20 protein-coding genes and 1 tRNA gene are annotated in these 24830 nt (G+C 40.8%); 10 read left to right on the top strand and 11 right to left on the bottom strand.

Annotated elements, in window-relative coordinates; all coding sequences use genetic code 11:
* Window positions 1–125 precede the first annotated feature (125 nt).
* The 5 genes from kaiB to PL9631_RS01505 all read right to left on the bottom strand — a co-directional run bounded on the left by kaiB (window position 126) and on the right by PL9631_RS01505 (window position 3284).
* A complete protein-coding gene (kaiB, locus tag PL9631_RS01525) occupies window positions 126–428 on the bottom strand; it encodes a circadian clock protein KaiB (RefSeq protein WP_079677629.1) in 303 nt (100 codons plus the stop codon).
* 33 nt (window positions 429–461) lie between these two features.
* Window positions 462–1226, bottom strand: coding sequence for a type I methionyl aminopeptidase (gene map, locus PL9631_RS01520; protein WP_083616266.1), 765 nt, complete (start codon window positions 1224–1226; stop codon window positions 462–464).
* Window positions 1227–1385: 159 nt separating this feature from the next.
* Entirely contained in the window at window positions 1386–1802 is a 417-nt protein-coding gene (locus PL9631_RS01515; protein WP_083616265.1) for a hypothetical protein, read from the bottom strand.
* 99 nt (window positions 1803–1901) lie between these two features.
* Window positions 1902–2588 (bottom strand): magnesium protoporphyrin IX methyltransferase, encoded by a 687-nt coding sequence (gene bchM, locus PL9631_RS01510; protein ID WP_083616399.1) that lies wholly within the window; start codon window positions 2586–2588, stop codon window positions 1902–1904.
* 177 nt (window positions 2589–2765) lie between these two features.
* Window positions 2766–3284, bottom strand: coding sequence for a DUF4330 domain-containing protein (locus tag PL9631_RS01505; protein ID WP_083616264.1), 519 nt, complete (start codon window positions 3282–3284; stop codon window positions 2766–2768).
* A 449-nt stretch (window positions 3285–3733) separates the two neighbouring features.
* Here PL9631_RS01505 and PL9631_RS01500 point away from each other — a divergent pair, with 449 nt between their 5' ends.
* Both PL9631_RS01500 and PL9631_RS01495 read left to right on the top strand, forming a co-directional pair.
* Window positions 3734–8938, top strand: coding sequence for a response regulator (locus PL9631_RS01500; RefSeq protein WP_083616263.1), 5205 nt, complete (start codon window positions 3734–3736; stop codon window positions 8936–8938).
* Window positions 8939–9025: 87 nt separating this feature from the next.
* Entirely contained in the window at window positions 9026–10075 is a 1050-nt protein-coding gene (locus PL9631_RS01495; protein WP_083616262.1) for a mannose-1-phosphate guanylyltransferase, read from the top strand.
* 109 nt (window positions 10076–10184) lie between these two features.
* Here PL9631_RS01495 and PL9631_RS01490 read toward each other — a convergent pair whose 3' ends face one another.
* Window positions 10185–11072, bottom strand: coding sequence for a hypothetical protein (locus tag PL9631_RS01490; RefSeq protein WP_083616261.1), 888 nt, complete (start codon window positions 11070–11072; stop codon window positions 10185–10187).
* Between the two features lie 167 nt (window positions 11073–11239).
* Between PL9631_RS01490 and PL9631_RS01485 the strand changes: the two genes are divergently transcribed.
* Together PL9631_RS01485 and PL9631_RS01480 are read left to right on the top strand one after the other, a co-directional pair.
* Window positions 11240–12394, top strand: a complete 1155-nt coding sequence (locus PL9631_RS01485) for a phytochelatin synthase family protein (RefSeq protein WP_083616260.1) — start codon at window positions 11240–11242, stop codon at window positions 12392–12394.
* Between the two features lie 28 nt (window positions 12395–12422).
* Entirely contained in the window at window positions 12423–12860 is a 438-nt protein-coding gene (locus PL9631_RS01480; RefSeq protein ID WP_083616259.1) for a hypothetical protein, read from the top strand.
* 15 nt (window positions 12861–12875) lie between these two features.
* Here PL9631_RS01480 and PL9631_RS01475 read toward each other — a convergent pair whose 3' ends face one another.
* Window positions 12876–13910, bottom strand: coding sequence for an ABC transporter substrate-binding protein (locus PL9631_RS01475; protein WP_083616258.1), 1035 nt, complete (start codon window positions 13908–13910; stop codon window positions 12876–12878).
* Window positions 13911–13914: 4 nt separating this feature from the next.
* Complete coding sequence (locus PL9631_RS01470; protein ID WP_083616257.1) at window positions 13915–15168, bottom strand: FAD-dependent hydroxylase; 1254 nt, start codon at window positions 15166–15168, stop codon at window positions 13915–13917.
* 224 nt (window positions 15169–15392) lie between these two features.
* Here PL9631_RS01470 and PL9631_RS01465 point away from each other — a divergent pair, with 224 nt between their 5' ends.
* Entirely contained in the window at window positions 15393–16454 is a 1062-nt protein-coding gene (locus PL9631_RS01465; RefSeq protein ID WP_083616256.1) for a glucokinase, read from the top strand.
* A gap of 50 nt (window positions 16455–16504) precedes the next feature.
* On the opposite strand, the gene PL9631_RS01460 is transcribed toward PL9631_RS01465, so the two are convergent.
* The 3 genes from PL9631_RS01460 to PL9631_RS01450 all read right to left on the bottom strand — a co-directional run bounded on the left by PL9631_RS01460 (window position 16505) and on the right by PL9631_RS01450 (window position 18392).
* On the bottom strand, window positions 16505–17326 hold the full coding sequence (locus PL9631_RS01460; protein WP_083616255.1) for an inositol monophosphatase family protein: 822 nt from the start codon (window positions 17324–17326) through the stop codon (window positions 16505–16507).
* A gap of 135 nt (window positions 17327–17461) precedes the next feature.
* Window positions 17462–17971 (bottom strand): thermonuclease family protein, encoded by a 510-nt coding sequence (locus tag PL9631_RS01455; RefSeq protein ID WP_231516603.1) that lies wholly within the window; start codon window positions 17969–17971, stop codon window positions 17462–17464.
* Window positions 17972–18023: 52 nt separating this feature from the next.
* Window positions 18024–18392: a 2Fe-2S iron-sulfur cluster-binding protein gene (locus tag PL9631_RS01450; RefSeq protein WP_083616253.1), complete on the bottom strand. Its 369-nt coding sequence runs from the start codon at window positions 18390–18392 to the stop codon at window positions 18024–18026.
* Between the two features lie 85 nt (window positions 18393–18477).
* Here PL9631_RS01450 and PL9631_RS01445 point away from each other — a divergent pair.
* The 5 genes from PL9631_RS01445 to PL9631_RS01425 all read left to right on the top strand — a co-directional run bounded on the left by PL9631_RS01445 (window position 18478) and on the right by PL9631_RS01425 (window position 24127).
* Window positions 18478–18564, top strand: a tRNA-Ser gene (locus PL9631_RS01445).
* 436 nt (window positions 18565–19000) lie between these two features.
* Window positions 19001–20212 (top strand): RNA-guided endonuclease InsQ/TnpB family protein, encoded by a 1212-nt coding sequence (locus tag PL9631_RS01440; protein ID WP_083616252.1) that lies wholly within the window; start codon window positions 19001–19003, stop codon window positions 20210–20212.
* 68 nt (window positions 20213–20280) lie between these two features.
* The gene (locus PL9631_RS01435; RefSeq protein ID WP_083616251.1) at window positions 20281–21300 is read left to right on the top strand and encodes a DnaJ C-terminal domain-containing protein; all 1020 of its coding nucleotides are present in this window, start codon (window positions 20281–20283) and stop codon (window positions 21298–21300) included.
* Window positions 21301–21752: 452 nt separating this feature from the next.
* Window positions 21753–23459, top strand: a complete 1707-nt coding sequence (gene crtO / locus PL9631_RS01430; RefSeq protein WP_331281239.1) for a beta-carotene ketolase CrtO — start codon at window positions 21753–21755, stop codon at window positions 23457–23459.
* Between the two features lie 113 nt (window positions 23460–23572).
* Window positions 23573–24127 (top strand): pentapeptide repeat-containing protein, encoded by a 555-nt coding sequence (locus PL9631_RS01425; protein ID WP_083616249.1) that lies wholly within the window; start codon window positions 23573–23575, stop codon window positions 24125–24127.
* Window positions 24128–24830 lie beyond the last annotated feature (703 nt).

The following is a 24830-nucleotide window of genomic DNA, read 5'->3' as shown; positions in this document are numbered from 1 at the left end:
TCAACCCGCGATACTATTGCTACATTTACCATAAAATTAGGAACATTGACACTCCCCCGCCTAGCTAACCTACTGGACGAGGGATGGCTGAATATTTATTGCCTACCGGAGCTTGAGGGCTAATCTCAATCATCCATTAGTTCTTCGTAAAGAAGATCAAGCCCAATTAAGACTTTTTCGCGATCTGATAGATCGCCAATAATTTTTCGCACGGGAGGGGGTAAAATTTTGGACAGGGTAGGGGTCGCCAAAATTTTGTCTTCCTCAGCCAGTTGAGGATTTTTCAGAACATCAATCACTTTTAAGGCATAAACCCCTTGGAATTCCTGTTCTAAGATGTCTTTCAAGGTTTTTAACGCCCGGACTGAATTAGGCGTATTGCCAGCGACATAGAGCTTGAGAACATAAGTTTTTTGGAGAGGACTCATAGATTTTTATGGGTTAATTAAGGTAACATCCACTTAGTCTGCTAGGGTGAGAATCTCTACACCGGTTTCTGTGACGGCAACCGTATGTTCAAATTGGGCGGAGAGTTTTTGATCCTTGGTGATGGCCGTCCAACCATCGTCCAAAACTTTCGCTTCCCAAGTGCCTTCATTAATCATGGGTTCGATAGTAAAAACCATCCCCGGACGTAGACGTTTTCCTTTTCCCCGTTTTCCATAGTGGGGAATTTGGGGGGCAGTATGAAACACCGTATTCACCCCATGACCGACAAAATCGCGCACGACGGAAAAGCCCTGAGCTTCGGCATATTCTTGAATCGCCGCCCCAATATCCCCTACCCGTCCATCGGGTTTAACGGCTTCAATTCCTCGCCTTAAACATTCTTCTGTGACTTCGACTAATTTTTTAGCTACGGCCGAAGGTGTCCCGACAAAAAAGGTGCGGGAGACATCACCATAATAGCCGTCTAGGATGGGGGTAACATCGACATTAATAATATCCCCGTCTTTGAGAATCTGTTTAGCGTTGGGGATGCCATGGCAGATGACCTCATTCACGCTCGTACAAATTGATTTGGGGAATCCATGATAGCCTAGGGGGGCGCTGCGAGCACCACGTTCCTGTGTCCAGCGTTCGGCTTCGTCGTTCAGTTCTAGGGTACTCACCCCGGGTTTAATCATCGGTTCGAGATGATTTAACAGTTGCACCGCCAGACGTCCTGCTTGGCGCATTTTCTCTATTTCTCGGCGGGATAAAAGAACAATTGTTTCAGTGCCCATGGGTTTGTTAAAAATCTAAATATATCTCGCAAGTTATCAGCGTTTCTACTAAAGTACCATAATTAGGGCAGGTAACAGGGAATTACGAATTACGAATTACAAATTACGAATTGGTGATGGGTTTAGAAATTTTCTGTATTTGCTAAAAACAATCAAATACTAATCAATAGGGAAATAATAAATAATTTCACCGTTTGATTTTTGTTGGGATTTTCCGTTTAACTCTTGAGCTTTTTGCTCTAAAAATAATTTAGATTCGAGTCGGGATAAATGAGTATATTGAGCTAATTTATCAACACTAATTTCTCCACCTTGAACTTTAACTAAATGCCAAAAGATAGAACTAATCCGTCGAGAACGAGCTTGATTTTTTTGACGGCGTTCTTGAACCCAATCCCAGGCGACCCATGCCCCAATTCCCAGGGAAGGCAAACCGAGGATTAATCCCCCCAAAATAATACTCAGTCTCCCATCAGTCGTTGAATTAGGATTAATTAATTCCGTGGCGATCGCTAATAAACAACCCATTCCCACCGGAACTAATAAACTCGCTGTGATGATCTTCAAGAACTGCATCGTTTTTCCTCCCCACCCAGAGAGCGCGAAACACAATTAGAGCCACATTAGCGGGGGGAGACACTAATTTTGCCTCTCCCTTTTGTGTGTATCTTAATCTTAAGAGCGTATAGCTTCAATTAAACGGGAATAGTAGAAGCTAGTCCCGATCATGGTTTGTCGTTGAATCGAAAAACCATTATCACTAAAAATCTTCACAATATCTGCTTCTCGATGTTGGTAAGCGCGAGTGGTTTTACTCGGGCCGGGAAATAATTCCCCAACTTTTTTGAGTATAGTTAATGCTAAGGTTTTAGGAGCAAAACTCAAAATCACCCGGGACTCGGCGAGGGAACACAGATGAGAAATCATCTCAGGAATTTGATCTTGGGGATAATGAATCAAAACATCCAAACAAATCACCGTATGATAGCGACCTTGTAGGGTTTCTAAATCCTGGGCTGTGAAGCTCAGTTTTTGGATTAGGCTCAGGCGGTCTTTTGCCCGATGATAGGCTTCAGCAACCATTTTTTCAGAAATATCGCTCCCGTAGACTATGGCTCCGGCTTCTGCTAAGGGAATACTCAAACTACCTACACCACATCCCGCGTCACAGATGCTTAAACCCGGCAGGTTGCCATCGGCTTTTAACCACTCCAAAACTTGATCAACGGTTTGTTGATGTCCTTGACGGATATCAAGTTGCACCTTATTCACTTGACCGTCACCGTAGATGCGTCTCCACCGATCAAATCCTGTGCTATTAAAATAATCCCGAACTACGGTTTTCTCGTCTGCTACACTCATGGGTTTTTTTGCAATTAATTCCGTCCAAACCTTTATTGTAAGGCATATAGGAGTAGGGGGAGCAGGGGAGCAGGGGAGCAGGGGAGGCAGGGGAGGCAGGGGAGGTGAACTCTTGCTATTACCCATTACCCATTACCCATTACCCATTACCCATTACCAAAAGGAAGAGTGTGCCGTTTATTGAACGCGGACGTCGATGACTGTGCCGTTGAAGTTGTAGTTTTTGCCGTCGAGTTCAACGGTAGTACCCACTTTAATTTTAATATTGCCTAAGACCGGGCCTGTTTCGGTGATTTGACCTTTTCCCTCTAGGGTTAAAAGCAAATTATTATTAAATAGATTATCAGCAGTCGGGTCGGGGAGAGCTTTTAATGTGCCATCCGGTTGAGTCACGGGGATAATTCTGGGTAAAAAGTTGATTTTATTCAGAGTGACTTGACCATAGGGTTGATTCCGAATAATTAAGTTAGTTTTTTCTCCGGTTTTAAATAATTCTTTGGCATTACTGCTTTTGAGTCCTACCACCAAAACATCGATGGTCACAGGACGGGTGGTAACGCCGACTTGAGCGACCGAACCTGATGTGCCTGGATAGAAGAAAATCCCAAATAGTACCAGTAAAATTACTAAAGCCGCACCAAAATCGAGAATACTAATCCTACCAAAGAGACGACCTTGAGAATCTAAAATTTTCATAGAACAAATACACAGTAAGTTTTACGCAGGATTTAACGTTGTCGATGGACAAAAATCTGTATTAGAGGGAAAAACCCAAGGAAACAGCGACAAAGAGAATAACGTAGGATCGATGACCCTAAAAAATTTTAAATCTAAAGGCGATCAGAAGCCAAAATAGAATTAAAGATTATTGTTCGATCCCCAAAGATAACACTGATCGGGATTTTGTCTTTGGCAAACCCAAGAGTGCACACAACCTAAACCGCCAAAATCGCCTTCAAGGTTGCCAGAGTCAGAGTAAACGGCAAAATTAGGTAAGACATCCACTAAAAATACCAATATGCTGGTAATAGGAGAGGGTCTTACCCCCCAGGTACTTTAACCCTTTTGTCTGATGATTTGACCAGTTTCCCCCAAACCTAGTCCCAACCAGGATTCCACTCAGTACCCACCCCACTCAGCCTTCTATGTTTATTCCCTCAGTCCGTCAAGCAATTAACCGCCATCCCCTGACTACTACACCGGAAACCCCTGTATCCGAGGTAATTTTGTTGATGAGTCGTACCCGTTCCAGTTGCATTTTTGTGATTGAACCGGACGATATTGTTAATCAAAAGCCCATAATCGTCGGAATTTTTACAGAACAAGATATTATTCAGCTTAATTCAATTGGAGATCCCTTAAAGGGATTTCCGATTTCTCAAATTATGATTCGGTCATTTGTCACGGTAAAAGAATCAGAGGTTAATGATATTTTTACCTTGATGGGGATATTAGAAAAAAATCAGATTCAACACCTTCCTATTATTGATGATCACGGAAGATTAGTCGGAGTAATTAGTCCTAAAATTTTTCTACAACTGTCTTTAAGAAATTCAGAAGCCCAAAAAATAGCCCCAACTTTACCCCCTGTGCCGCCGGAAATTCCTACGGCCTTATCCTCGAACTCAGATTTAGTCTTTCCTGACCCTCAACCCCCGGACTCAAAACTTCTGGAATACCTATTTATTCCCGATCATTTAATTAAACTCAATCAACTTGCGCCCCTACCCGCCGCTAAGATTGTACCCGCATCGGGGGCAACAACCCTACGGGAATTAACGGAATTAATGTTTAACTATGGTGTGGATGAAATTGTAATTACGGAAACTTCTCCCCCCCATTCTAAGTTAACGGGAAATCGAATATCTAATCCCCAATCTCAATGTAAATGGGTGGGCGTGGTGACGTCTCATGACCTGATTTCTTTACAGGCATTGGGGCTGGATCTAAAAACTGTTAAAGCGATTACAATTTGTAATACTCCCCCTTTGATTTTGCGATCGCAGGTTTCCCTGAAAACCGCCCTAAACTTAATGAGAAAATATTATTATCAACTTCCGATTATTTTGGTAGATGATCATAATAATCCCGTCACCCTGATCTCTCCTGAAACCCTATTGTTACAAGTTCTGCAACCCAAATCGATGCACAATACTTTATTAAGTTGGCAGCATCAATTTCAGGAGGTTTTAAAAGCCACTCCATCTTCTTCTAAATCCTTAGCCTTAGCCCCTCACATTTTATCCTCAAATGCGCCAAGAACAGACCCTGCAAACTCTGCCCCAGAAGGGATTTATCATTGGAACTTAAAAACCAATGAAATTTTATATTCTTGCCAATGGAAAGCCATGTTAGGATATGCAGATCATGAAATTACAAATACCCTAGAAGAATGGTTAAGTCGGATTCACCCTCAAGATTTGAAACGAGTTAAAGTCACCCTGAAAGATTATTTTTCCAAGAAAAACAAGGAATATCAGATAGAATATCGCATCCGGTGTAAAGACGGTCAATATAAATCCGTAGGCAGTCGAGGTCAGGGGTTTTGGAGTGAACAAGGAGAACCTTTGCACTTAATCGGCATTCAAATTGATTTAGGATCTTATGACCCAGAAAAAACCCCATCTGGGCAGGGAAATTATCCCCTGGATGATCCGATTCAGCAGTTAAAATCCGTTGTGTTTAAAACCGATATTCAAGGAAATTTTATCTTTTTAAATTCCGCTTGGACACAGTTAACCGGATTAGCCATAGAAAATAGCTTAGGAACATCATTTTTAAATTATATTTATTCTCAAGATCGGACAAAAGCCAGCCAGTGGTTTGAATCCTTAATGTTAGGTCGTCCCAAGACTGAACAACTGGATATCCGAATGTTAGTTTTTACTCTTAAAGAGAAAGAAAGTAGCGATAAGTCTTCCCAACCTGCAACTCGTCGGATCTTAATTTCTAGTCAATTAATCTTAGATGAACACAAGCATATTTTAGGAATTTTAGGGACATTAAATGATATTTCAGAACAGTTTAAAGAGTTAAATAACCTCAGAGAACGCGAGCAACTAATTCATCAATTTTATGAAATTACCGTGAGTCATAATACGGATTTTGAAACTCGGATTAGTGCAATTTTGAGTCTGGGTTGTCATCGATTTGGTATGGATATTGGCTTACTGGGAAAAATTTTTGCTGACCGATATGAAGTGATTTCTTCCTATCTTTCCGAGGATTTTCCTTTTGGATTTGCTAAGGGGGATACCTTAGCTATTGAACAAACTTTTGAATGGGAAGCCTTAAAAACAGAGGATGTTGTTTGTTTAGAATCGATTAAACAATCACCTTGGAAAGACCATCGGGCCTATCAAACCCGACGTTTAGAAGCCTATATTGGTATCCGGGTCATGGTGGGAGGACGGGTCTATGGAACCTTGAGTTTTATGAGTCGCAATTCCCGCGGCGCGTTTCAAGAATTGGATTTAGAAATCATGCAATTAATGGCAAATTATATTGGAAATGAAATTGCTAGGGATAAATCTCAAGAGATTCTTCAACAGCAAAATCAACATTTATTATTACTCAAAGAAATTACCCATAAGGTGCGTTCTAAATTAGATACACAAGAAATTTTTCAAACTACCGCGACTCAAATTGGTAGAATTTTTGGGGTGAATCGCTGTTCTATTTATACCTATCGATCTGATCCCTATCCCCATTTATCTTGTGTGGCAGAATATCTGGAATCCGGTTATGATTCAACCTTAAATTTTGAAATTTCTGTGAGTTATAATCCCTATATTGAAAAACTCTTAGCTGAAGATCAAGCGATCGCTTCAGTAGATGTTTTTACCGAACCTTTATTAGAATCTTCTGCCCCAATGTGTCGGCGCATGGGTTTAAAATCAATGTTAGCAGTTCGGACTTCCTATCAAGAAGATGCTAATGGGATTATGATGCTGCATCAATGCGATAGAATGCGGCAATGGATACCCGAAGAAATTGAATTTTTAGAAGATGTTGCCAACCAAGTCGGATTAAGTTTAGCCCAGGCTAAACTATTAGAAGCAGAGGTTAAAAATCGTCAACAATTAGCTGAACAAAATAAAGATTTAGAAGAAGCTAGATTAGCCGCAGAAGTGGCAAGTCGGGCTAAAAGTGAATTTCTGGCTACCATGAGTCATGAAATTCGTACTCCGATGAATGCGGTGATTGGGATGACGGGGTTACTCTTAGATATGAATTTAACCCCCGAACAATTAGATTTTGTCGAAACCATTCGCACCAGTGGCGATGCTTTATTAACGATTATTAATGATATTTTAGATTTTTCTAAAATTGAATCGGGTAAATTGGATTTAGAAACTAATCCGTTTAAACTGCGAGATTGTTTGGAAGAATCCCTCGATTTACTCTCAGGAAAAGCCGCAGAAAAAGGTCTGGAAATCGCTTATTTAATTGAACCTTCAACCCCGCAAGTAATTCTGGGAGATGTGACCCGACTACGCCAAGTTTTAGTGAATTTACTCAGTAATGCGGTGAAGTTTACCGCCCGGGGAGAGGTGGTGGTTTCGGTAAAAGCTTCGGAGGTGACTGATCTCCCAATTAACCTGAATACTGCCCCAACAATAGCTCATAAAATTTATGATATTCAGTTTGCGGTTAAGGATACGGGAATTGGGATTCCTGCCGATCGGATGGATCGTTTATTTAAAGCCTTTTCTCAGGTTGATGCTTCCACTTCTCGTCAGTATGGAGGCACGGGTTTAGGATTAGCTATTAGTCAACGGTTATGTGAAATGATGGGTGGACAAATGTGGGTGGTGAGTCGCTCTCAATCCGGTTCTTATACTGATAATGAATCCTTTATTTCCACAATGACTGGCAATCCTCCCGATAATTTTGTCGAGACGTTTGAGTTAGATACGGGTTCAACTTTTTACTTTAGTATTCGAGCAGAAGCGATTGCCAAAGTTGAAGCCAATGAACTCTCGGGTTTCCTCATGGGTAAGAGATTATTAATTGTTGAAAATCATGGAATTAATCAAACGGTTTTAATTCGTCAAGCTAAATCTTGGGGGATGGTTCCTGTTTCGGTTAAAACCGGACATGAAGCCTTAAATGTGTTAAAAAATAATCCTGATTTTGATTTGATTATTTTAGGCATGAATTTGGCTGATGTTGATGGGATTAATTTAGCCAAACGGATTCGAGATTGGGAACGAAGCCGTGCGGAAATATTCCCAGAACAGAAACCGATTAATATTACATTCTTTAATTATGTGGTTAATACGGATTTGGTTAAACAGGTAGAACACAGTAATATTAATTGTGCCGGGTTTATTAGTAAACCTTTGAAACAATCACAGTTTTATAATACTTTACTTCAGGTTTTGGGTGAAGCTATAGAGGGGGCGATTAGACCATCTTCCCAATCAGCATCATCCCATTGGTTATCTATTGTTCCTACGAATGGGTTAAAAATTCTCCTGGCTGAAGATCATGTTGTTAACCAAAAAGTGGCGATTCAAATGTTACAAAGATTGGGATATCGTGCTGATATTGCCGGGAATGGATTAGAAGTTTTAGAAGCTTTAAACCGACAATATTATGATGTGATTTTGATGGATGTTCAAATGCCCTTAATGGATGGTTTAGAAACCTCCCGTCGCATTTGCGAAGAATATGCAGATCGCCCTCATAAACCTTGGATTATTGCGATGACGGCTAATGCTATGCAAGGCGATCGGGAAATGTGTTTAGCCGCTGGTATGAATGATTATATTACTAAACCTGTGCGTCGGGAAGAACTAGCTTTAGCCATCTCCCAATGTCAACCAATTGAGAATGGTAATGGTCATCAAACCTTAGAAGATTTATCGGATTTTGGCAGTAACGGCCATTCTAATTTATCTTCTGAATCTCTGGCTAATTCTAATGGTAATATTCCAGAATCTTCGGCGATTGATCCACAAGTCTTAGAAAATTTAAGGGAATATGATGATGAAGATGATCCCTTTGTCAATACATTAATTCAGGATTATTTAGCCGATACTCCCCAAAAAATTGCCCAAATTCAAACGGCGATCAAAACCCAAGATATCCAAGGGTTAAAAGAAGCCTCCCATACCCTAAAATCCAGTAGTGCTCAATTAGGCGCCCTGAGTTTTTCCGAGTTGTGCAAGGAGTTAGAATATATGGGACGGGCAGGAATGGCGGCCGAAAATGGCGCGAGTCTGGAATGTTTTATATCGGGAAAAGCTGCTACGGGGTTATCTAAAATGGAAATAGAATGGTTACGAGTCAAAGCCACTTTAGAACAGGAATTATCTAAGGAAACCGTGAATATACATAATTAAGAATTGTTGATTTTTTATTCTTAACTATTGACGTTTTTTTGTTGATTATTTAGAATAAATTATGAGGAAAAAAATTAAATTTTAAGTATGATTCCTGTAATTTTGGCTGGCGGAAAAGGTGAACGGTTTTGGCCCCTAAGTCGGAAACATCGACCCAAACAATTTTTGAGTTTAGATGGTAGTGGGATTAGTTTATTACAAGCTACCGCCGAACGGTTATTACCTTTAACCGAAAGTTGGGAGGGTTTATGGGTCGTAACTTCGGCTTTATTGGAGTCGGGAGTTCAAACTCAGTTACCCCAATTACCTCACCCGAATATTTTAGCAGAACCCGAAGGACGAGACACCGCTGCCGCCTTAACCTGGACAACTTTAGAAGTAGCAAAACGTTACGGGGAAGATGCGGTAATTGGGTTTTTTCCGGCGGATCATTGGATTGCGGAACCGGAGAAATTTCGCCAAACTTTAAAGGCGGCGGAAGTATTAGCAAAAACCCAAGATGTGATCGTTACTTTAGGGGTAAAACCAACCTATCCTTCCACCGGATATGGTTATATTGAACAGGGGGAAGAAATCGGAATTTTTGATGGATTTCCCGCCTATAAAGTGGCTCGTTTTACCGAAAAACCGAATCGAGAAACGGCAGAGAATTTTTTAGAAACCGGGCTATTTAGTTGGAATGGTGGGATTTTTGTGTTTCGGGTGGGGGTGGTTTTAGCAGAATTAAAAACCTATGTTCCTGAATTAGTTAGCGCTTTAGAAACTAAGGGAAAAGACGCCTATCCTGAGTTAAAAAAAATTAGTATTGATTATGCTTTAATGGAAAAAACCCAGAAAGCTTGTGTTTTACCCGTTGAATTTGGCTGGGACGATTTAGGAGATTGGAATGGGTTAGAACGATTATTAGGGGGAGATAAACCTAACGTAGAATTGGTTAAACACGTCGGGTTAGATACGAAGGGCACAATTTTATTTAGTTCGAGTGATGAAGATGTGGTTGTAACTTTAGGGATTGAGGATTTAGTGATTGTGCGGGATGGAAATATTACCATGATTGCTAAAAAAGATCGGATTCAAGATATTAAACAGGTGTTAAAAACCCTAGGAGATGATCCAGAATTTCAGGAACTCTTATAATTAGATAAATTTGTATTAACAATACTCTCGCTATTGTTTGTAACCGGAGGATGGGTGACAGTAAAAGTGCTTCTGATGTCACCCACCCTACAACCCTATTGTTCGGTTTTTAGATAACATTAACCCAAAAATCAGCCGTCACAATTTCACCATTGCGCTTAAATTGTCCCCAAAGTTTATACATTCCAGGCTGAGGAAAACGAGTCATAAAATGGATTTTTCCCTCTGGAGTTCCTTTGAGTGCATGAGCATGAATATAATTCGCTTCTGTGAGGACGGGAGATTGATGTAAAATCACTAAATGCCCAGATTCTCCTAAATAAGGTTGTAAATCAGCCACAGGTTGATTATTAGTAGAATCTTTGAGGTGAAACATAACAGTAACTTCATCCCCAGCTTTAATTGTTGCATCAGGAAATATCAGGTCAACGTGAGTATTAGCGAAGGTTTTTGTGCGACTCAGATTAATTTCTGGAGTCGATAGATTATTCCCAGGAACTTGTATTTTAAGAACAGAAACTTGTTCAGATTTTTCAGTTGGTTTATAATCACTGAAAAAGGTGTAATTTCCGGCTTGAGGAAAATCCGTTTTAATTTCAAACTCTCCATTTCCTTTATAAGTTGGGTGAAGGTGAGAAAAAACTTGAAAGTCATCACTGACTAGAATTAAGTGCATGAGTTCTTCTTGAAAGCGATCAAATTTTTCAATCGCCTGACCCGTTGAGTCGTGAATATTAATGGTTAAAGGAATATCAGTATTAGGAGTAATATTTGCTGGTGTTATCAGTTTAGCTTGAGCAGAAACTATCGGGTTTGTTGGGCTGGTATGACTGCTAGAATGGGCATCATCACCTTGATTAATCCCTTTAATTTTATGGTCTTCTGCGTGACTTGTAACCGCATTTGCAGTTGTTTCATTTGTTCGAGTTGAAATTGAACAACTTTGAGCGAGTAATAAAGTTGTGATCATGGCGATCGCTAGATTAAAGTGCTGCATTAGACTTTCTCCAATTTTGTGATTAAAGGGTTAACTATCTCTGTCTTTGAGAGTCTTTGAGAACCTTAAAATCATCTTAAATTCTCCAGTCTAATGGAGAGTCAAGGGGGCAATTGAAAAAATTCAATATTTTTCTATAAACTATTTTCAACATTCACAAAAAATCAATGTCTGCTCAAGGATTTTACCGTCGCCCTCTCCCACAACCGCTCATTTCCTTCTCATCTTCAGAGGGAAGGCAAATTTTCCGAGAGGCGCTAGAAATGGACGGAATGGCGGGGTATTTTCCCTTAGCCGAACAGTTTCACACCCAAGCCGAACCCGCTTTTTGTGGTTTGGGAACTTTGGTAATTGTCCTCAATGCCCTTTCCATCGATCCTGGACGGATTTGGAAGGGTATATGGCGCTGGTACGGGGAAGAATTTTTAGATTGCTGTCAACCCCTTCCTGTGGTGAAAAATAGCGGTATTACCTTCGATGAATTCGTCTGTCTAGCTCGTTGTAATGGAGCGCTCGCCACTCCATTTCGTTACGATCACAGCACCTTAGATGAGTTTCGGGAAACAGTACAACAGACGAGTGCTACCCCCCAAGGATTTCATCTGGTTGCAGCTTATAACCGACAAATTTTAGGACAAACGGGAGAAGGTCACTTTTCACCCCTGGGCGGTTATCATCCTCAGCGAGACTTAGTGCTGATAATGGATGTAGCCCGTTTCAAGTATCCGCCCCATTGGGTTCCCTTACCCCTGCTTTGGCAAGCTTTTGAGCCACTTGATGCCACTACGGGTCAGTGTCGAGGTTACATCTCACTACGGAAAAGCACTCATTTGCGGGAGACTTTTTTTTATATCGCCTTGGACTTGCAGGAGTGGAAACGGGTTGCGCCCTACTTCACAGACATCATACCTACGGCCCTAGAGGTTGCACAACCCCATTCACAGGTTGAAGTGATCAATATTATTCTTCAGCATTTACCCCCAGATTTTATCGAGATTTTGTCAACAGCAACCGATAGGATGGAAATTCCCCAGGAACTCAAAGACACTATTGAAGTTAATCCCCTGTTTAAATTAGTAGTAGAATCTTTGTCTCAAAATTCGATAGAATTATTGCGATCGCAACTTTCTGAGTTTGCACAAATCATCAGCCTGCTTCTTCTTTCTTGCCCTGAGAAACTTTACAAAAAGTTGGATGGCGAGTTACAGATATGGTTTTCTCAAATCCGACAACCGGAACAATTAGTTTCTCCACTGGATAGAGAAGTTTTGAAGTTGCGGGAACAAATGGCTGCATTGCAAGAACTGGGTGAAATTTCTTGAGAATATTAATACAACGGGGAACGAAATTATGAGTTTTCGGGGTGAAATTCAGGCAAATCATGATGCCCTTGAACAACTATTTGAAGCCGTTGTTATGGCTTTAGCGGGTGAGTCAAGTCAATTAGCGGTTTGGTTACTAGATCATGATCTTGATTTTTCAGAGATTGAACCGCAGTTTATTGGGGCATCCTCTCCGTTTTTAGAAAGTAATAGTATATTAGCAGGTTCGGGTTTATTGATTCCATTAACGGCGGAAAAAATTAAGAAAATTATACCACTTTTTACTGAAAATGGTCATCTAGGATTTGAAGTTTTACACCTGCAAATTGAATCCCAAGGAACACTTCAATTTGCAGCTTATGATCACTTTTGTCCGGTTTTCTTTGGTGATCAGATTTCAATAGAAATGCTAGAAACACTTAAGCAAAATCAAGTTATTCAAGACTATCAACGCTTTGATTCCTAGATTCTGAAGTATCAATTAAGCAACTAACCACAGGGTAGAATCTAATGAATCTGTTAAGGGTGGAACCTTCTCAATTATACCATGTTGAGCTAGTTTTTCTGACATTTTTTGCCAACGGTTGGCCGAAATATAACCGATTTGCTCTGGGTTAATTCCGTGGGTAATATAATCAGCAATTAACTGTAAAGATTTAGTTTGATACTCTAAATTATGATATTGACTATCGGGTTTTATATAGGTATTAACTACAATTTGAGCAGCTTGATTAATATTATCTAGGGCTAATTTCCATCCCGCAAAAGATGCTTTTAAAAACTGATTCACCCATTCAGAATGATTGTCTAATAACCGTTGATGGGCAAAAATGACCTGCACATAGGCATCATATCCATAATCGCTAAATTTCAAAATATTAGGCTGAATTCCAGTTTTATAGCTAAAACCAATAGGTTCATCAACACTATAACATTGAACGGCTGCTAATTCCCCACTTTGTAGCCGCTCATATTTATCTTGATAGGAAATCGGGAGAATTGTAATGTCTTGGGGCGATAAACCATTGATATTAATTACTAATTCCATAATTTTTTTAACATCTCCATGAATCCCAACTTTTTTTCCCACCAAATCATTCAGAGAATGGATATTATTTTGGGGAATTGACATTAACCCTAAAGGAGAAGTTTGAAACATAGTTGCGATCGCTTTAACCGGATATCCTTGCACTTGGGCGGCTAAAATAACATCCTGTTCCCCACAGCCTAATATTAACGGATTTTCTGCTATTTGTTCAAACACATTTTGTGAATTTACAGGTAGAATCTCAACTTTTAATCCCCGTTGTTGGTACAATCCATAATAATCTGCTAACAGTAACCCTGCAAATTGAACATTATATTTCCAGTCCAACTGCATAGTTAAATGGGGAGTTAAGGTTGGAATAATATCAAGAATGGAGGTTGCAGGATTGGCTAAAATCCCAAGTCCTAAACCCCCACAATATTTTACAAAGTCTCGACGCGAAATTAATTCTATTTTCTGTTGACCCATGGATTTAATAGTTAATTTTGGGTGCGCGACCGATGAGACCTGTCATTAATCTTAATGCTAAATATCGAAATATTTGCACCTTGGTTAATACCCCTAATCCCAGGCGGCGTAAACTGACTTTTAGAGTCCAATCTCCTGAGAAAGTTCTATCCAAGAAATCCGTTAATCCTAAAACAATTAAATTCTCCTTTTGTCGCCAACCTTCATATCGTTTTAACACCCGTTTTTGCCCAATATCCTCGCCTTTTTGATCCGCTATTTTTAACACATCTGCTAAAGCTCCCGCATCCCGAATTCCCATATTTAAACCCTGTCCCCCTACGGGATGACAACAATGGGCGGCATCTCCAACTAAGGCTAATCGGTGTTGAATATAGCGATCACTCTGCATTAATTGTACCGGATAAACATAGCGATCGCTCAATAATTCTAATTTTCCTAATAACCCTCCGGTGCGATATTCTAATAACTTTAAAAACTCCGTTTCATCTAACTCCTTTAAAGCCTGGGCTTCCGCATGGGGAGCCGTCCAGACCACCTGACAACGATTTCCGGGCAAGGGTAAAACCCCCATGGGGCCACTCGGCCAAAACCGTTCAAAAGCTATATTTTGATGGGATTTTTCCGTTTTAATTGTCATCGCAATACAGGATTGCCAATATTTCCAACCGTGGGTTTTAATTCCGGCTTCTTCCCGTAATCGAGATTTAGAACCATCGGCTGCTACAACAATCTTACTATAAAATGTGTTAAGATTACCTTGATTTTCAATTTCAATTTCTACAAAATCGGGATGATAATCAACATTTTTTAAACTAGCCGGACATTGCCAAGAAACATTCGGACACTCAGCTAAAAATTCATACATTGCCGATAAAATGATCCCATGTTCACCCACATATCCTAATTCATCCGTCCCCAAATCTGTAGACAGAAATTCTACAACCCGAGGATAATCAGAATCACTCAAACTAATCTGATAAAAAGTCGTAATTTTTGTGATAATTTCATCCCAAACTCCAATGGATTTAAGAATGCGTCCCGTTTGTAATGTTAAAGCATAGGCTTGTTTTTTACTAATTGCAACCTCTGGCTGTTGGGATTCAATAATTGTTATTTTCAACCCCGAATCTTTCAACCCACAAGCCAAAGTTGCCCCAACAATTCCACCCCCAACAATAACGATATCATAATCGATCTGGGGTTTTGATGAATCGACGACAGAAGATTGAGTTTGTGAACGTGACTGCACCAGCATTATGTTCTATGACTATATTTATAATTTGACTAGCTCTATTCTTACACAGTTATCAGTCATCAGTGTAGAGACGTGCCATGGCGCGTCTGTACCAGTTATTAGTCGATCACCCATTACCCTGTTACTGAGCGAAGTCGAAGTATTCCCCATTCGTAATTCGTAATTCGTAATTCGTAATTGTTATATGTCACAATAGAGGGAGTAAAGCCTTAATCTGTGAGACTATGACCTTATTATTAGCTGGAGATATTGGGGGAACAAAAACAATTTTGCGCTTGGTGGATGGGACAGAAATTGTGAAAGGGAGCCAAACCCAAGAGCGATTAAAAACCCTCTATGAATCCCGTTATTTAAGTGGAGATTATCCTGATTTAGTTCCCATTGTACAACAATTTTTACAAGAAGTAAAGGAACAATTGGGTGAGCATTTGCATCCAGAAAAAGCCTGTTTTGCCATTGCCGGGCCAGTGGTTCATCAAACCGCCAAATTAACTAATTTACCTTGGCACTTAGATGCTCAATATTTAAGAGAAGAATTAGCCATTTCCCATGTGACTTTAATTAATGATTTTGAAGCGGTGGGCTATGGAGTTACAAGTTTACCCGAAAGCGATATTTTAGTATTACAAACAGGACAGCCACAGGCGGATTCTCCTATTGGAGTCATTGGGGCGGGAACTGGTTTAGGACAATGTTTTGTGACACCTTTAGTTAATAAAATCAAAGTCTATCCCTGTGAAGGAGGTCATACAGATTTTGCCCCACGTTCTGAATTAGAATTTCAGTTAATGAAGTATTTATTAGCTAAACATAGGATTGATCGAATATCCGTAGAACGGGTAGTTTCTGGGCCAGGAATTATAGGGATTTATCAATTTTTACGCGATCGCAATACAGCAAAAGAATCTCCAGAAATTAGCGAAATTGTCAAGGAGTGGGAGCATCAAATTGGGTTAGCAGAAGTAACCGTTGATCCCGCCGCCGCCATTTCTCAAGCTGCTTTAGAGAAACGAGATCATTTATCAGAACAAACCATGCAGCTTTTTATAGAATCCTATGGGGCAGAAGCGGGAAATTTGGCGTTAAAACTATTACCCTATGGCGGGTTATATATTGCCGGAGGAATTGCGCCTAAAATTTTACCTTTATTAGAAACTTTTGAATTTATGCAGGCTTTTTCTAATAAAGGACGCATGAAACCCATCTTAGCTAAAGTTCCTGTTTATGTGGTATTAAATCCCCAAGTGGGATTAATGGGGGCGGCGGTTTGTGCCGCGATTTTTTGACCCTTAGAAATAGTAGAGGTAATTCATGAATTACCCCTACTAACCCCAGATTATTTATCTTTCCAACTGGATAAGGGAGGGGTTTCAATTAATGCTTGACTTAACCGTTCATGTAAATAACCATTGGTGGCTAAAATTCGACCCGAACCGATTTTAAATGGACTGGTATCATAGGCGGTGACTTTCCCTCCCGCTTCTTCTACTAATACAATTCCTGCGGCCATATCCCAGGGAGATAACCCCCTTTCCCAATAGCCATCTAAGCGTCCACAGGCCGTGTGTGCCAAATCAATAGATGCCGCCCCACTGCGACGAACACCCTGGGTTAAATGGGTTAAATAGGCAAATTCGGCATAATTATTATCCGTCGTTTCCCGGCGATCATAAGCAAAGCCCGTGACCAGTAAGCTTTTATCTAAACTATCGGTTTTAGACACATTAATTAAACGATTATTGCAAGTTGCCCCTAACCCTTTAGCAGCTTGAAATAATTCATCATGAAAGGGATCATAAATCACTCCCACTTGAGGTACTCCATTAATTAATAACCCAATAGAAGCGGAAAAAAACGGATATTGGTGAGCAAAATTCGTAGTTCCATCTAAAGGGTCAATAGCCCAAAGATAGGGACTTTTCAAATCACCCAATTCCCCCGATTCTTCGGTTAAAATTCCATGATCAGGGACATGACGTTCCAATACGGCTAAAATCGCCGCTTCCGATGCCTTATCCGCTTCGGTGACTAAATCCCCAGACCGTCCCTTTTCTTGAACATCGGTTAAATTTCCCAAATAGTATTTTAAAACAGTGCCCCCCGCCTGAGCAGCTAGGGTAGCAACATCTAAAAAAAACTGTAATTCGTTTTTAGTCATATTATTTCGGTAATCAGTCATCAGTGGGCCAGACGTGCCATGGCGCGTCTCTAATCAGTAAACAGTAATTAGGGTTTCAGCTTAAAATATTTCTCCTCCCCCTACTCTCCTCCTCCCCTGCTCCCCCTAACCCCTCTAAGGTTGCTGATCTCGAAATTCCGTTGGCGTTAAACCCATGGGTTTCTCGGGGTTCCAAATGCCATTTCCCATGAGTCGGGCATATTCTTGAGCATAGTTAAACCGTTGACTATATTGAGTCTGGAAATTAGAACTACCGGAGTTATAAATAGGGGTCGTTTCCGCTAAAACATATCCCTCTTTAAGCAAATGTTCATTAATTAAAATTCCGTCCAGCCAGATATAACCTGAGATGCGACCATAGCGATCTTTTGCAGTTAAATCTGCTTCTAATAGGATTTTTTTACCCTCAGAAAGTTGTTTTAAATGTTGTTTAGCTCTGATTCCCCAAGGATCTTGTTTTAGGTCAGGGGCAATAATTCCAGCGAGTCGAACCTGTTGCAATACCGGAATTTTACCCGTTTTATCGAGAATTTCCAGGGTTTGACCACTAATGACCCGTTCAACTTTGGTAAAAATGCCTTTCGGAAGGTCAGGTTGAGCACAACTGGTCAGCAGAAGCAACAAACCCCATACTATCGCGCCATACCATTTTCCTCGGAACCGAAAATCCAGTGGATTAATCTTCGTCCAGGGGTAATCCGGTTTTAACTTTACCTTTACCAAAATAGCGTCCGAACTGAAGTTCATACACTTCATCCTCGTCTTGGGTTTCCACAACTAAATCGGAGCGGGGATAACTCACACATAGCAACGCATATCCCTGTTGTTGTAAGTCCGGGGAGAGTCCCATGGCTTCCGATTGGTGCAACTCCCCAGAAACCACCCGCACCGCACAACTGGTACAGGCGCCATTGCGACAGGAAAAGGGCAACTCTACCCCCTGATTTTCGGCACTTTGGAGAATATACCGATCTTCGGGAACGTTGACATAAAAACGCTCACCTGTCTGACGATAATGAATTTCTACCCGATGGGAACTGGCCATAAAAAAATTTTTTCTGAGATCGTGTTGACTTTCCGAAATTTATGATAGTATATATTTTCGTGGGTAAAAATGAAATATTCCACCTGGAGAGGTGGCCGAGCGGTTGAAGGCGCGACACTGGAAATGTCGTTTAGGGGTGACTTTAACGAGGGTTCGAATCCCTCCCTCTCCGTTTTTATTTAGAAGGTAATAGGTAATAGGTAATGAGGGCAAGACTTTGCCCTAATTTGGCTGGCTCAGTCTTTAATTTGTCCTAATCGCTGTATCTATTGCTATGCAAGCCCAGTGCGAACGTTCTAGCTCGCGCGAATAATCTAATATTCCCTCCTGGCTCAAATCCTAGAAAACAAATTCCGCAAACAGTAATTAGGGTTTCAGCTTAAAATATTTCTCCTCCCCCTACTCCCCCTGCCTCCCTTGTTCGGACATTGCGATCGCAAAATCAGCAACAACCGAACCAAATCCTGTTAATAACTTTGATACCCTATAAGTTAGCATCTTCGCGCCGAAGCCCCACGTCTGACACGGGTTCGGCAGCGTGGGATGAATTGCGGTCAGAGACTAGGATTATTTAAGTGTTAATATAATTAAAAAGGAGGTGATTAAAAGTGCTCAAGGCAATCAAGGTTAGACTGTACCCAACACCCGAACAGGAATTAGCTCTAGCTAAGTCTTATGGCTGTGCAAGGTGGTATTGGAACTTTGCCCTTAAGGCTTGTATTGAGCACTATAAAGAAACCCGGAAAAGCCTAAAACTAGCGGTTTATAAGGGAATGCTCCCTCAACTCAAGAAAGACTATCCTTGGCTACAAGAGGATTGCTACTCATCGGTTTTACAATGTGTAGCTATCAATCTAAATAAAGCCTATCAGAACTTTTTTGAGGGACGAGCTAAATTTCCCCGATTCAAATCCAAGCATCATAAACAATCTATTCAATATCCCCAGAGTGTTACCGTTGTTAATCAAACTCTAAAGGTTCCTAAGATTGGTGAAATCCCAGCAATATTTCACCGGGAAATCACAGGAACAATTAAAACAGTAACAATTTCTAAAACTCCGACTAACAAATATTTTGCTTCTATTTTGTGTGAAGTAGAAGCAACTGAGTTAAAGGAATTAGGGGATAAAATTATTGGGATTGATCTAGGATTAAAGGATTTTGCGATTGTTCACGATGGAGAAAATGTAACCAAATACGCTAATCCCAAACATTTAAAACGTCATCAGAAAAATCTAGCTCGAAAACAGAAAAAACTCTCCCGAAAAACTAAAGGCAGTAAATCGAGAGAGAAATTCAGAAAAATTATCGCTAAGGTTCATGAGAAAATAGCTAATTCCCGCCAAGATTTCTTGCATAAATTATCAAGAAAATTGGGGAACGAAAGTCAAGTTATTGTCGTTGAAAATCTCAACGTCAAGGGAATGGTTAAGAACCGGAAGCTATCAAAAGCAATATCTGATGTGGGCTGGGGAATGTTTGTTAATTTTGTGAATTATAAACTTCAACAAAGAAGCGGTAAATTGATAGAAATTGGTCGCTTCTTCCCCAGTTCCAAAACTTGTTCTTGCTGTGGTTATCTTGTAGATGAGTTATCTCTGGATATCAGAGAATGGGATTGCCCCAATTGCAATACTCATCATGACCGTGATATTAACGCTGCACTTAACATCAGGAATGAGGGAATCAGGATATTAACTGAAGGCGGAGGGAACCCCGTCTTTGCCGATGGAGGCTGTGTAAGTCCACCTGCTTGTAAAAGTAAGGGGCATCGGTCTGTGAATTCGGAAGCCTACACCGACCCTATTAGGGCAGTGTAGGTAGTTCACGGAGCATACTATCCAAAAACGAGTAGCCTAGGGATCACTGTATTGAGGAGAGGGGAAGAATGTCTGCGACTGACTATAAAGACTACTACACGACTTTAGGACTAAATAAAACCGCGACGGCGGATGATATTAAAAAAGCCTATCGGAAACTAGCCCGCAAATATCACCCGGACATGAATCCGGGGAATAAACAGGCTGAGGCGAGTTTTAAAGACGTCAACGAAGCCTATGAGGTGTTATCCGACGCCGATAAACGCCGCAAATATGATCAATTTGGTCAATATTGGAATCAAGCTGGGGCCACGGGTTGGCCCGGTGGTGCGGGTGGGGGTCAAGACGTTAGCGGATTTGATTTTAGTCAATTTAACAGTTTTGATGATTTTATTAATAGTCTTTTAGGTCGTGCCGCCACAGGTACAGGGGCTAGACCCGGAAGTAGTAGCAGTCGTAGTTATTCCTATCGAACTCAAACGGGAAACCCTTCGGGATTTGGCGGGAGTCCCTACGGTAATGATTTTGCCTCGGGATTTAACCCTCGTAACCCTCCGTCGGTCGCCGATACGGAAGCAATTATTACTCTAACTTTGACTGAAGCCTTTCATGGGGTGCAGAAACGCTATTCCACCGGGGAGGTGACGATTCCAGCCGGGGTCAAGCCAGGTAGTCGGATTCGGGTTCGAGGCCAAGGTCAACTCGACCCCTACAGTCAACAACGGGGGGATTTATACCTGAAAGTCGAAATTCAACCTCATAGCTTTTTTCAATTTGACGGGGATAATCTAGTTTGTGAAGTCCCGGTTACTCCCGATGAAATGGTTTTAGGCACATCAATTGAAATTCCGACGCCCGATGGGATGGTAACAATGAATATCCCGGCTGGAATTCGTTCAGGACAGTCGCTACGATTACGGGGCAAAGGATGGCCAAAACCCAAAGGGGGCGGTCGCACGGATCAATTAGTGAAAATCATTGTGGTGCCACCCAAAGAAATCAGTCCCAGTGAACGGGAATATTATGAAAAAATTCGTGCCAGTCGCACGTTTAATCCCCGCAATAGTTTAAAAGACATTAAGCTCTGAAGGGGAATAGGCAACAGGGAATGAATTTTTTGATTTTTATTGCCATAAATACAGAAAATGCTTACTTTTGTGTCTTGACAAAACACAGAAAATGTGTGTATTAACCCTGAAAGCCTCAAAGCCAGCAATTTTACTGATCAAACTTGTTAACTTTATAGATTTTCAAACCCTAGTAATATTGCCATAATAGGCGCACAGTAGCAGAGAGATGTGTCCTGTAGCTCCGAGATTATATAAATCCTCTTAAGTAATTCAGGGGAGCCGAATATAGACTCAATCGGGTAGCATCGCTCTTTGAAGATGTGGTAGCGGGTTCGTAAGTAGGGGTGGAAATCATACAAGGTCGGGGTGCCCGTTTTTGTGATATCTGATTCGCCCCTACACTTTTTTTTGATCTAGCAAGGAATAGGGAATCATATAGAAAGTTCCAATCTGTTGATACACTCAACAAAGTGATCAACAATTGGTTTTTTATGTCTACTTATGATGTGATTATCATTGGTGCAGGCCATAACGGGTTAGTTTGTGCGGCCTATCTTCTCAAAGCCGGATATAGTGTTTTACTATTAGAAAAACGTTCCGTTCCTGGGGGTGCCGCCACAACGGAAGAAGTCATGGCAGAAGACGCTCCAGGATTTAAGTTTAACCTCTGTGCCATTGATCATGAATTTATCCATCTTGGCCCGGTGGTGCGGGAATTAGAATTAACTAAATATGGCTTAGAGTATTTATATTGTGACCCGGTGGTGTTTTGTCCTCACCCCGATGGACGGTATTTTTTGGCCCATCGCTCCGTAGAAAAAACCTGTGCGGAAATTGCCCGATATAGTGAAAGAGATGCTCAAAAGTATCAGGAATTTGTGGAATATTGGCAACGAATAATGAGTGCAGTTAGTCCTTTATTTAATGCTCCTCCGACTGCAATTATTGAGATTGCTAAAAACTTTGATCGAGATTCTTTTCTGGATTTATTAGCCGTATTAGGAGGAACGGATAAAATCTTGGATTTTGTCAGAACTATGTTAATTAGTCCCGAGGATTTAATTAATGAATGGTTTGATACGGAAATTGTTAAAGCACCTCTGGCGAGATTAGCCTCAGAAATTGGTGCCCCTCCGTCTCAAAAAGGCATTTCTGTGGGGGCGAGTATGTTAGCCATGCGCCATGACCCGGGGATGTCTCGCCCTCGCGGTGGCACAGGAGCCTTAACTCAAGCGTTGGTCAATTTAGTTAAACATTTAGGAGGAGTGATTTTAACAGAAACTCCGGTAGAAAAAATATTAATTGATGATGGTCGTGCCGTTGGGGTTAGGGTGTCAGACCATCAAGAATATCGGGCTAAACGGGGTGTGATTTCTAATATTGATGCTCGACGTTTATTTTTACAATGTGTTGACCCGACGGATATTGATGCTGCTGATCCGAATTTGCGAGAAAGATTAGAACGGAAAATTATCAATAATAATGAAACTATTCTTAAAATTGATTGTGCTTTATCCGAACCCCCACGATTTGAGGGTTATAATCATCAAGATAGCTATTTAATAGGCTCAGTTTTAATTGCAGATTCGGTGAATCATGTGGAAAAAGCCCATAATTTATGTACTGTGGGCGAAATTCCCGATCAAGATCCGTCGGTTTATTTAGTTGTGCCCACGGTTTTAGATCCCTCCATGGCTCCTGAAGGAAAACACACCTTATGGATTGAATTTTTTGCTCCGTATCAAATAGCAGGAGCCGAAGGAACAGGGTTAAATGGAACCGGATGGACGGATGAGTTAAAATATAAAGTAGCGGATCGGGTGCTGGATAAAATTGCTGAATACGCTCCAAATATTAAGCATTCAGTTTTAGCCCGACGGGTGGAAAGTCCGGCGGAATTGGGAGAACGTTTAGGATCTTATAAAGGTAATTGCTATCATATTGATATGACCTTAGATCAAATGATTTTTTTCCGTCCCCTGCCCGAATTGGCTAATTATGCAACCCCCATTCAAGGTTTATTTTTAACGGGTGCAGGAACTCATCCAGGGGGTTCAATTTCCGGGATGCCGGGTCGCAATTGCGCTCGGGTATTTCTTCAGGCTCAAAAACCACTGAATCAAGTTTTAAAGCAGACTCAAAACACTTTCAAGTCTGTCTGGAATCGATTCAGGTAAAGCCGTATTTGAAGGATTGAGGAGATCAACAAGATGGCTAGATTAATCTTTTTGATTGTCCCAATTCCCTGCTATAACGGAAGTACAGTTACCAACTTATCACCCCAAATGTCATGAAGCCACCTGAAACCAGTGCCAATTCTATATTAATGAGTCCCCGGGAATTATTAGACCGTTATGCGGCTGGAAAACGGGGTTTTATTGGTGTGAATTTGCAAGGGGCTGATTTAAGGGGGGCTGCATTAAAAGGGATTTTACTGTGGCAAGCTAATCTCAAATCCGCGAATTTAAGTGGGGCGGATTTAAGTAATGCTCATTTATTTGCTAACTTAATTCAAACGAATTTAAGTGGGGCTGATTTATCAGGTACTAAACTAATTTATGCGGATTTAAGAAAGGCGGATTTAACCTGTGCTAAGTTATTTAAAACTAATCTAAAAGGGGCGGATTTAAGGGGGGCGGATTTAAGGGGAGCTAAGTTGATTTATACGGATCTCGATGGTGCTAATTTAAAAGGTGCTAATTTAAAAGGCGTAATTTTATTTGCTGTTAATTTGAATCAAGCGAATTTAGTGGGAACTGATTTAAGCGAAACTACCCTGATTAAAAGCGATACTAAGTTGGCTATTTTATCGGAATCTCAAGACAATCAAGATATAAATTCTTAAAGGTTTGAAACTGCATTTTAAATTATTTTTAATGTTAAGGGAACACTTCGACACTTCGACACTTCGACACTTCGACACTTCGACAAGCTCAGTGCAAAGCAGGCTCAGTGCCTCGCAGGGAACAGGTAATACTTCGACTTCGCTCACTAACAAGGGAATAGGGAATACTAGGGCTGATTCTCGGGGGTTGGGTTGGCGGTGTGGTGATTATTGACACTAAGTATACCACCATAGCACGGTCTATATCGCTGTCCATAATAGAAATATGGCGATCGCAGTTGATATAGCGCTACGCATTACAGTTAGGACACTTTTGAGTTCTGAAACCCTTTCACTGCTTACTGTTCCCTGTTCCCTGTTTCCTGTTCCCTGTTCCCTAGCGCGCAGTTAATATAATTAATCACATTGATTTTGAGGTTTAATCCTAGATCAATAAATTTTAATTTGGGTCTATTGTCTAATCGGATCTTTTGCTAAAAGTTTACTCAACTATACGGTCGAAAATTTGCCCAACTCTATAATTTAAGATGGTTAAGGTCATTCACTTTTAACCTAGCAGTAGCTATCCGATTACAAACGATTATCCGCAAAACGATCCCAAGTTCTAGTTTTCACCCTATGACTGTTCTCCCTACTAGACCTAAAATTGGTCTGGGTAGGGTCTTCCCAGAGCAAAAGCGAATTCGGTGTCAACCGAGTTTTC

Source organism: Planktothrix paucivesiculata PCC 9631 (genome assembly GCF_900009265.2).
GTDB classification, from domain to species: Bacteria; Cyanobacteriota; Cyanobacteriia; order Cyanobacteriales; family Microcoleaceae; genus Planktothrix; species Planktothrix paucivesiculata.
Note: the sequence above shows the minus strand (reverse complement) of the source record. Positions and strands in the feature narration are given on the sequence as shown.

What these genes read in the sequence shown, in the direction of transcription:
- PL9631_RS01435 (WP_083616251.1), top strand. Translation starts at nt 20,281, where the DNA reads ATGTCTGCGACTGACTATAAAGACTACTACACGACTTTAGGACTAAAT.
- PL9631_RS01505 (WP_083616264.1), bottom strand. Translation starts at nt 3,284, where the DNA reads ATGAAAATTTTAGATTCTCAAGGTCGTCTCTTTGGTAGGATTAGTATT.
- PL9631_RS01500 (WP_083616263.1), top strand. Translation starts at nt 3,734, where the DNA reads ATGTTTATTCCCTCAGTCCGTCAAGCAATTAACCGCCATCCCCTGACT.
- PL9631_RS01425 (WP_083616249.1), top strand. Translation starts at nt 23,573, where the DNA reads ATGAAGCCACCTGAAACCAGTGCCAATTCTATATTAATGAGTCCCCGG.
- bchM (WP_083616399.1), bottom strand. Translation starts at nt 2,588, where the DNA reads ATGAGTGTAGCAGACGAGAAAACCGTAGTTCGGGATTATTTTAATAGC.
- PL9631_RS01470 (WP_083616257.1), bottom strand. Translation starts at nt 15,168, where the DNA reads ATGCTGGTGCAGTCACGTTCACAAACTCAATCTTCTGTCGTCGATTCA.
- PL9631_RS01480 (WP_083616259.1), top strand. Translation starts at nt 12,423, where the DNA reads ATGAGTTTTCGGGGTGAAATTCAGGCAAATCATGATGCCCTTGAACAA.
- PL9631_RS01515 (WP_083616265.1), bottom strand. Translation starts at nt 1,802, where the DNA reads ATGCAGTTCTTGAAGATCATCACAGCGAGTTTATTAGTTCCGGTGGGA.
- PL9631_RS01485 (WP_083616260.1), top strand. Translation starts at nt 11,240, where the DNA reads ATGTCTGCTCAAGGATTTTACCGTCGCCCTCTCCCACAACCGCTCATT.
- PL9631_RS01465 (WP_083616256.1), top strand. Translation starts at nt 15,393, where the DNA reads ATGACCTTATTATTAGCTGGAGATATTGGGGGAACAAAAACAATTTTG.
- PL9631_RS01495 (WP_083616262.1), top strand. Translation starts at nt 9,026, where the DNA reads ATGATTCCTGTAATTTTGGCTGGCGGAAAAGGTGAACGGTTTTGGCCC.
- PL9631_RS01475 (WP_083616258.1), bottom strand. Translation starts at nt 13,910, where the DNA reads ATGGGTCAACAGAAAATAGAATTAATTTCGCGTCGAGACTTTGTAAAA.
- kaiB (WP_079677629.1), bottom strand. Translation starts at nt 428, where the DNA reads ATGAGTCCTCTCCAAAAAACTTATGTTCTCAAGCTCTATGTCGCTGGC.
- PL9631_RS01460 (WP_083616255.1), bottom strand. Translation starts at nt 17,326, where the DNA reads ATGACTAAAAACGAATTACAGTTTTTTTTAGATGTTGCTACCCTAGCT.
- PL9631_RS01450 (WP_083616253.1), bottom strand. Translation starts at nt 18,392, where the DNA reads ATGGCCAGTTCCCATCGGGTAGAAATTCATTATCGTCAGACAGGTGAG.
- PL9631_RS01490 (WP_083616261.1), bottom strand. Translation starts at nt 11,072, where the DNA reads ATGCAGCACTTTAATCTAGCGATCGCCATGATCACAACTTTATTACTC.
- map (WP_083616266.1), bottom strand. Translation starts at nt 1,226, where the DNA reads ATGGGCACTGAAACAATTGTTCTTTTATCCCGCCGAGAAATAGAGAAA.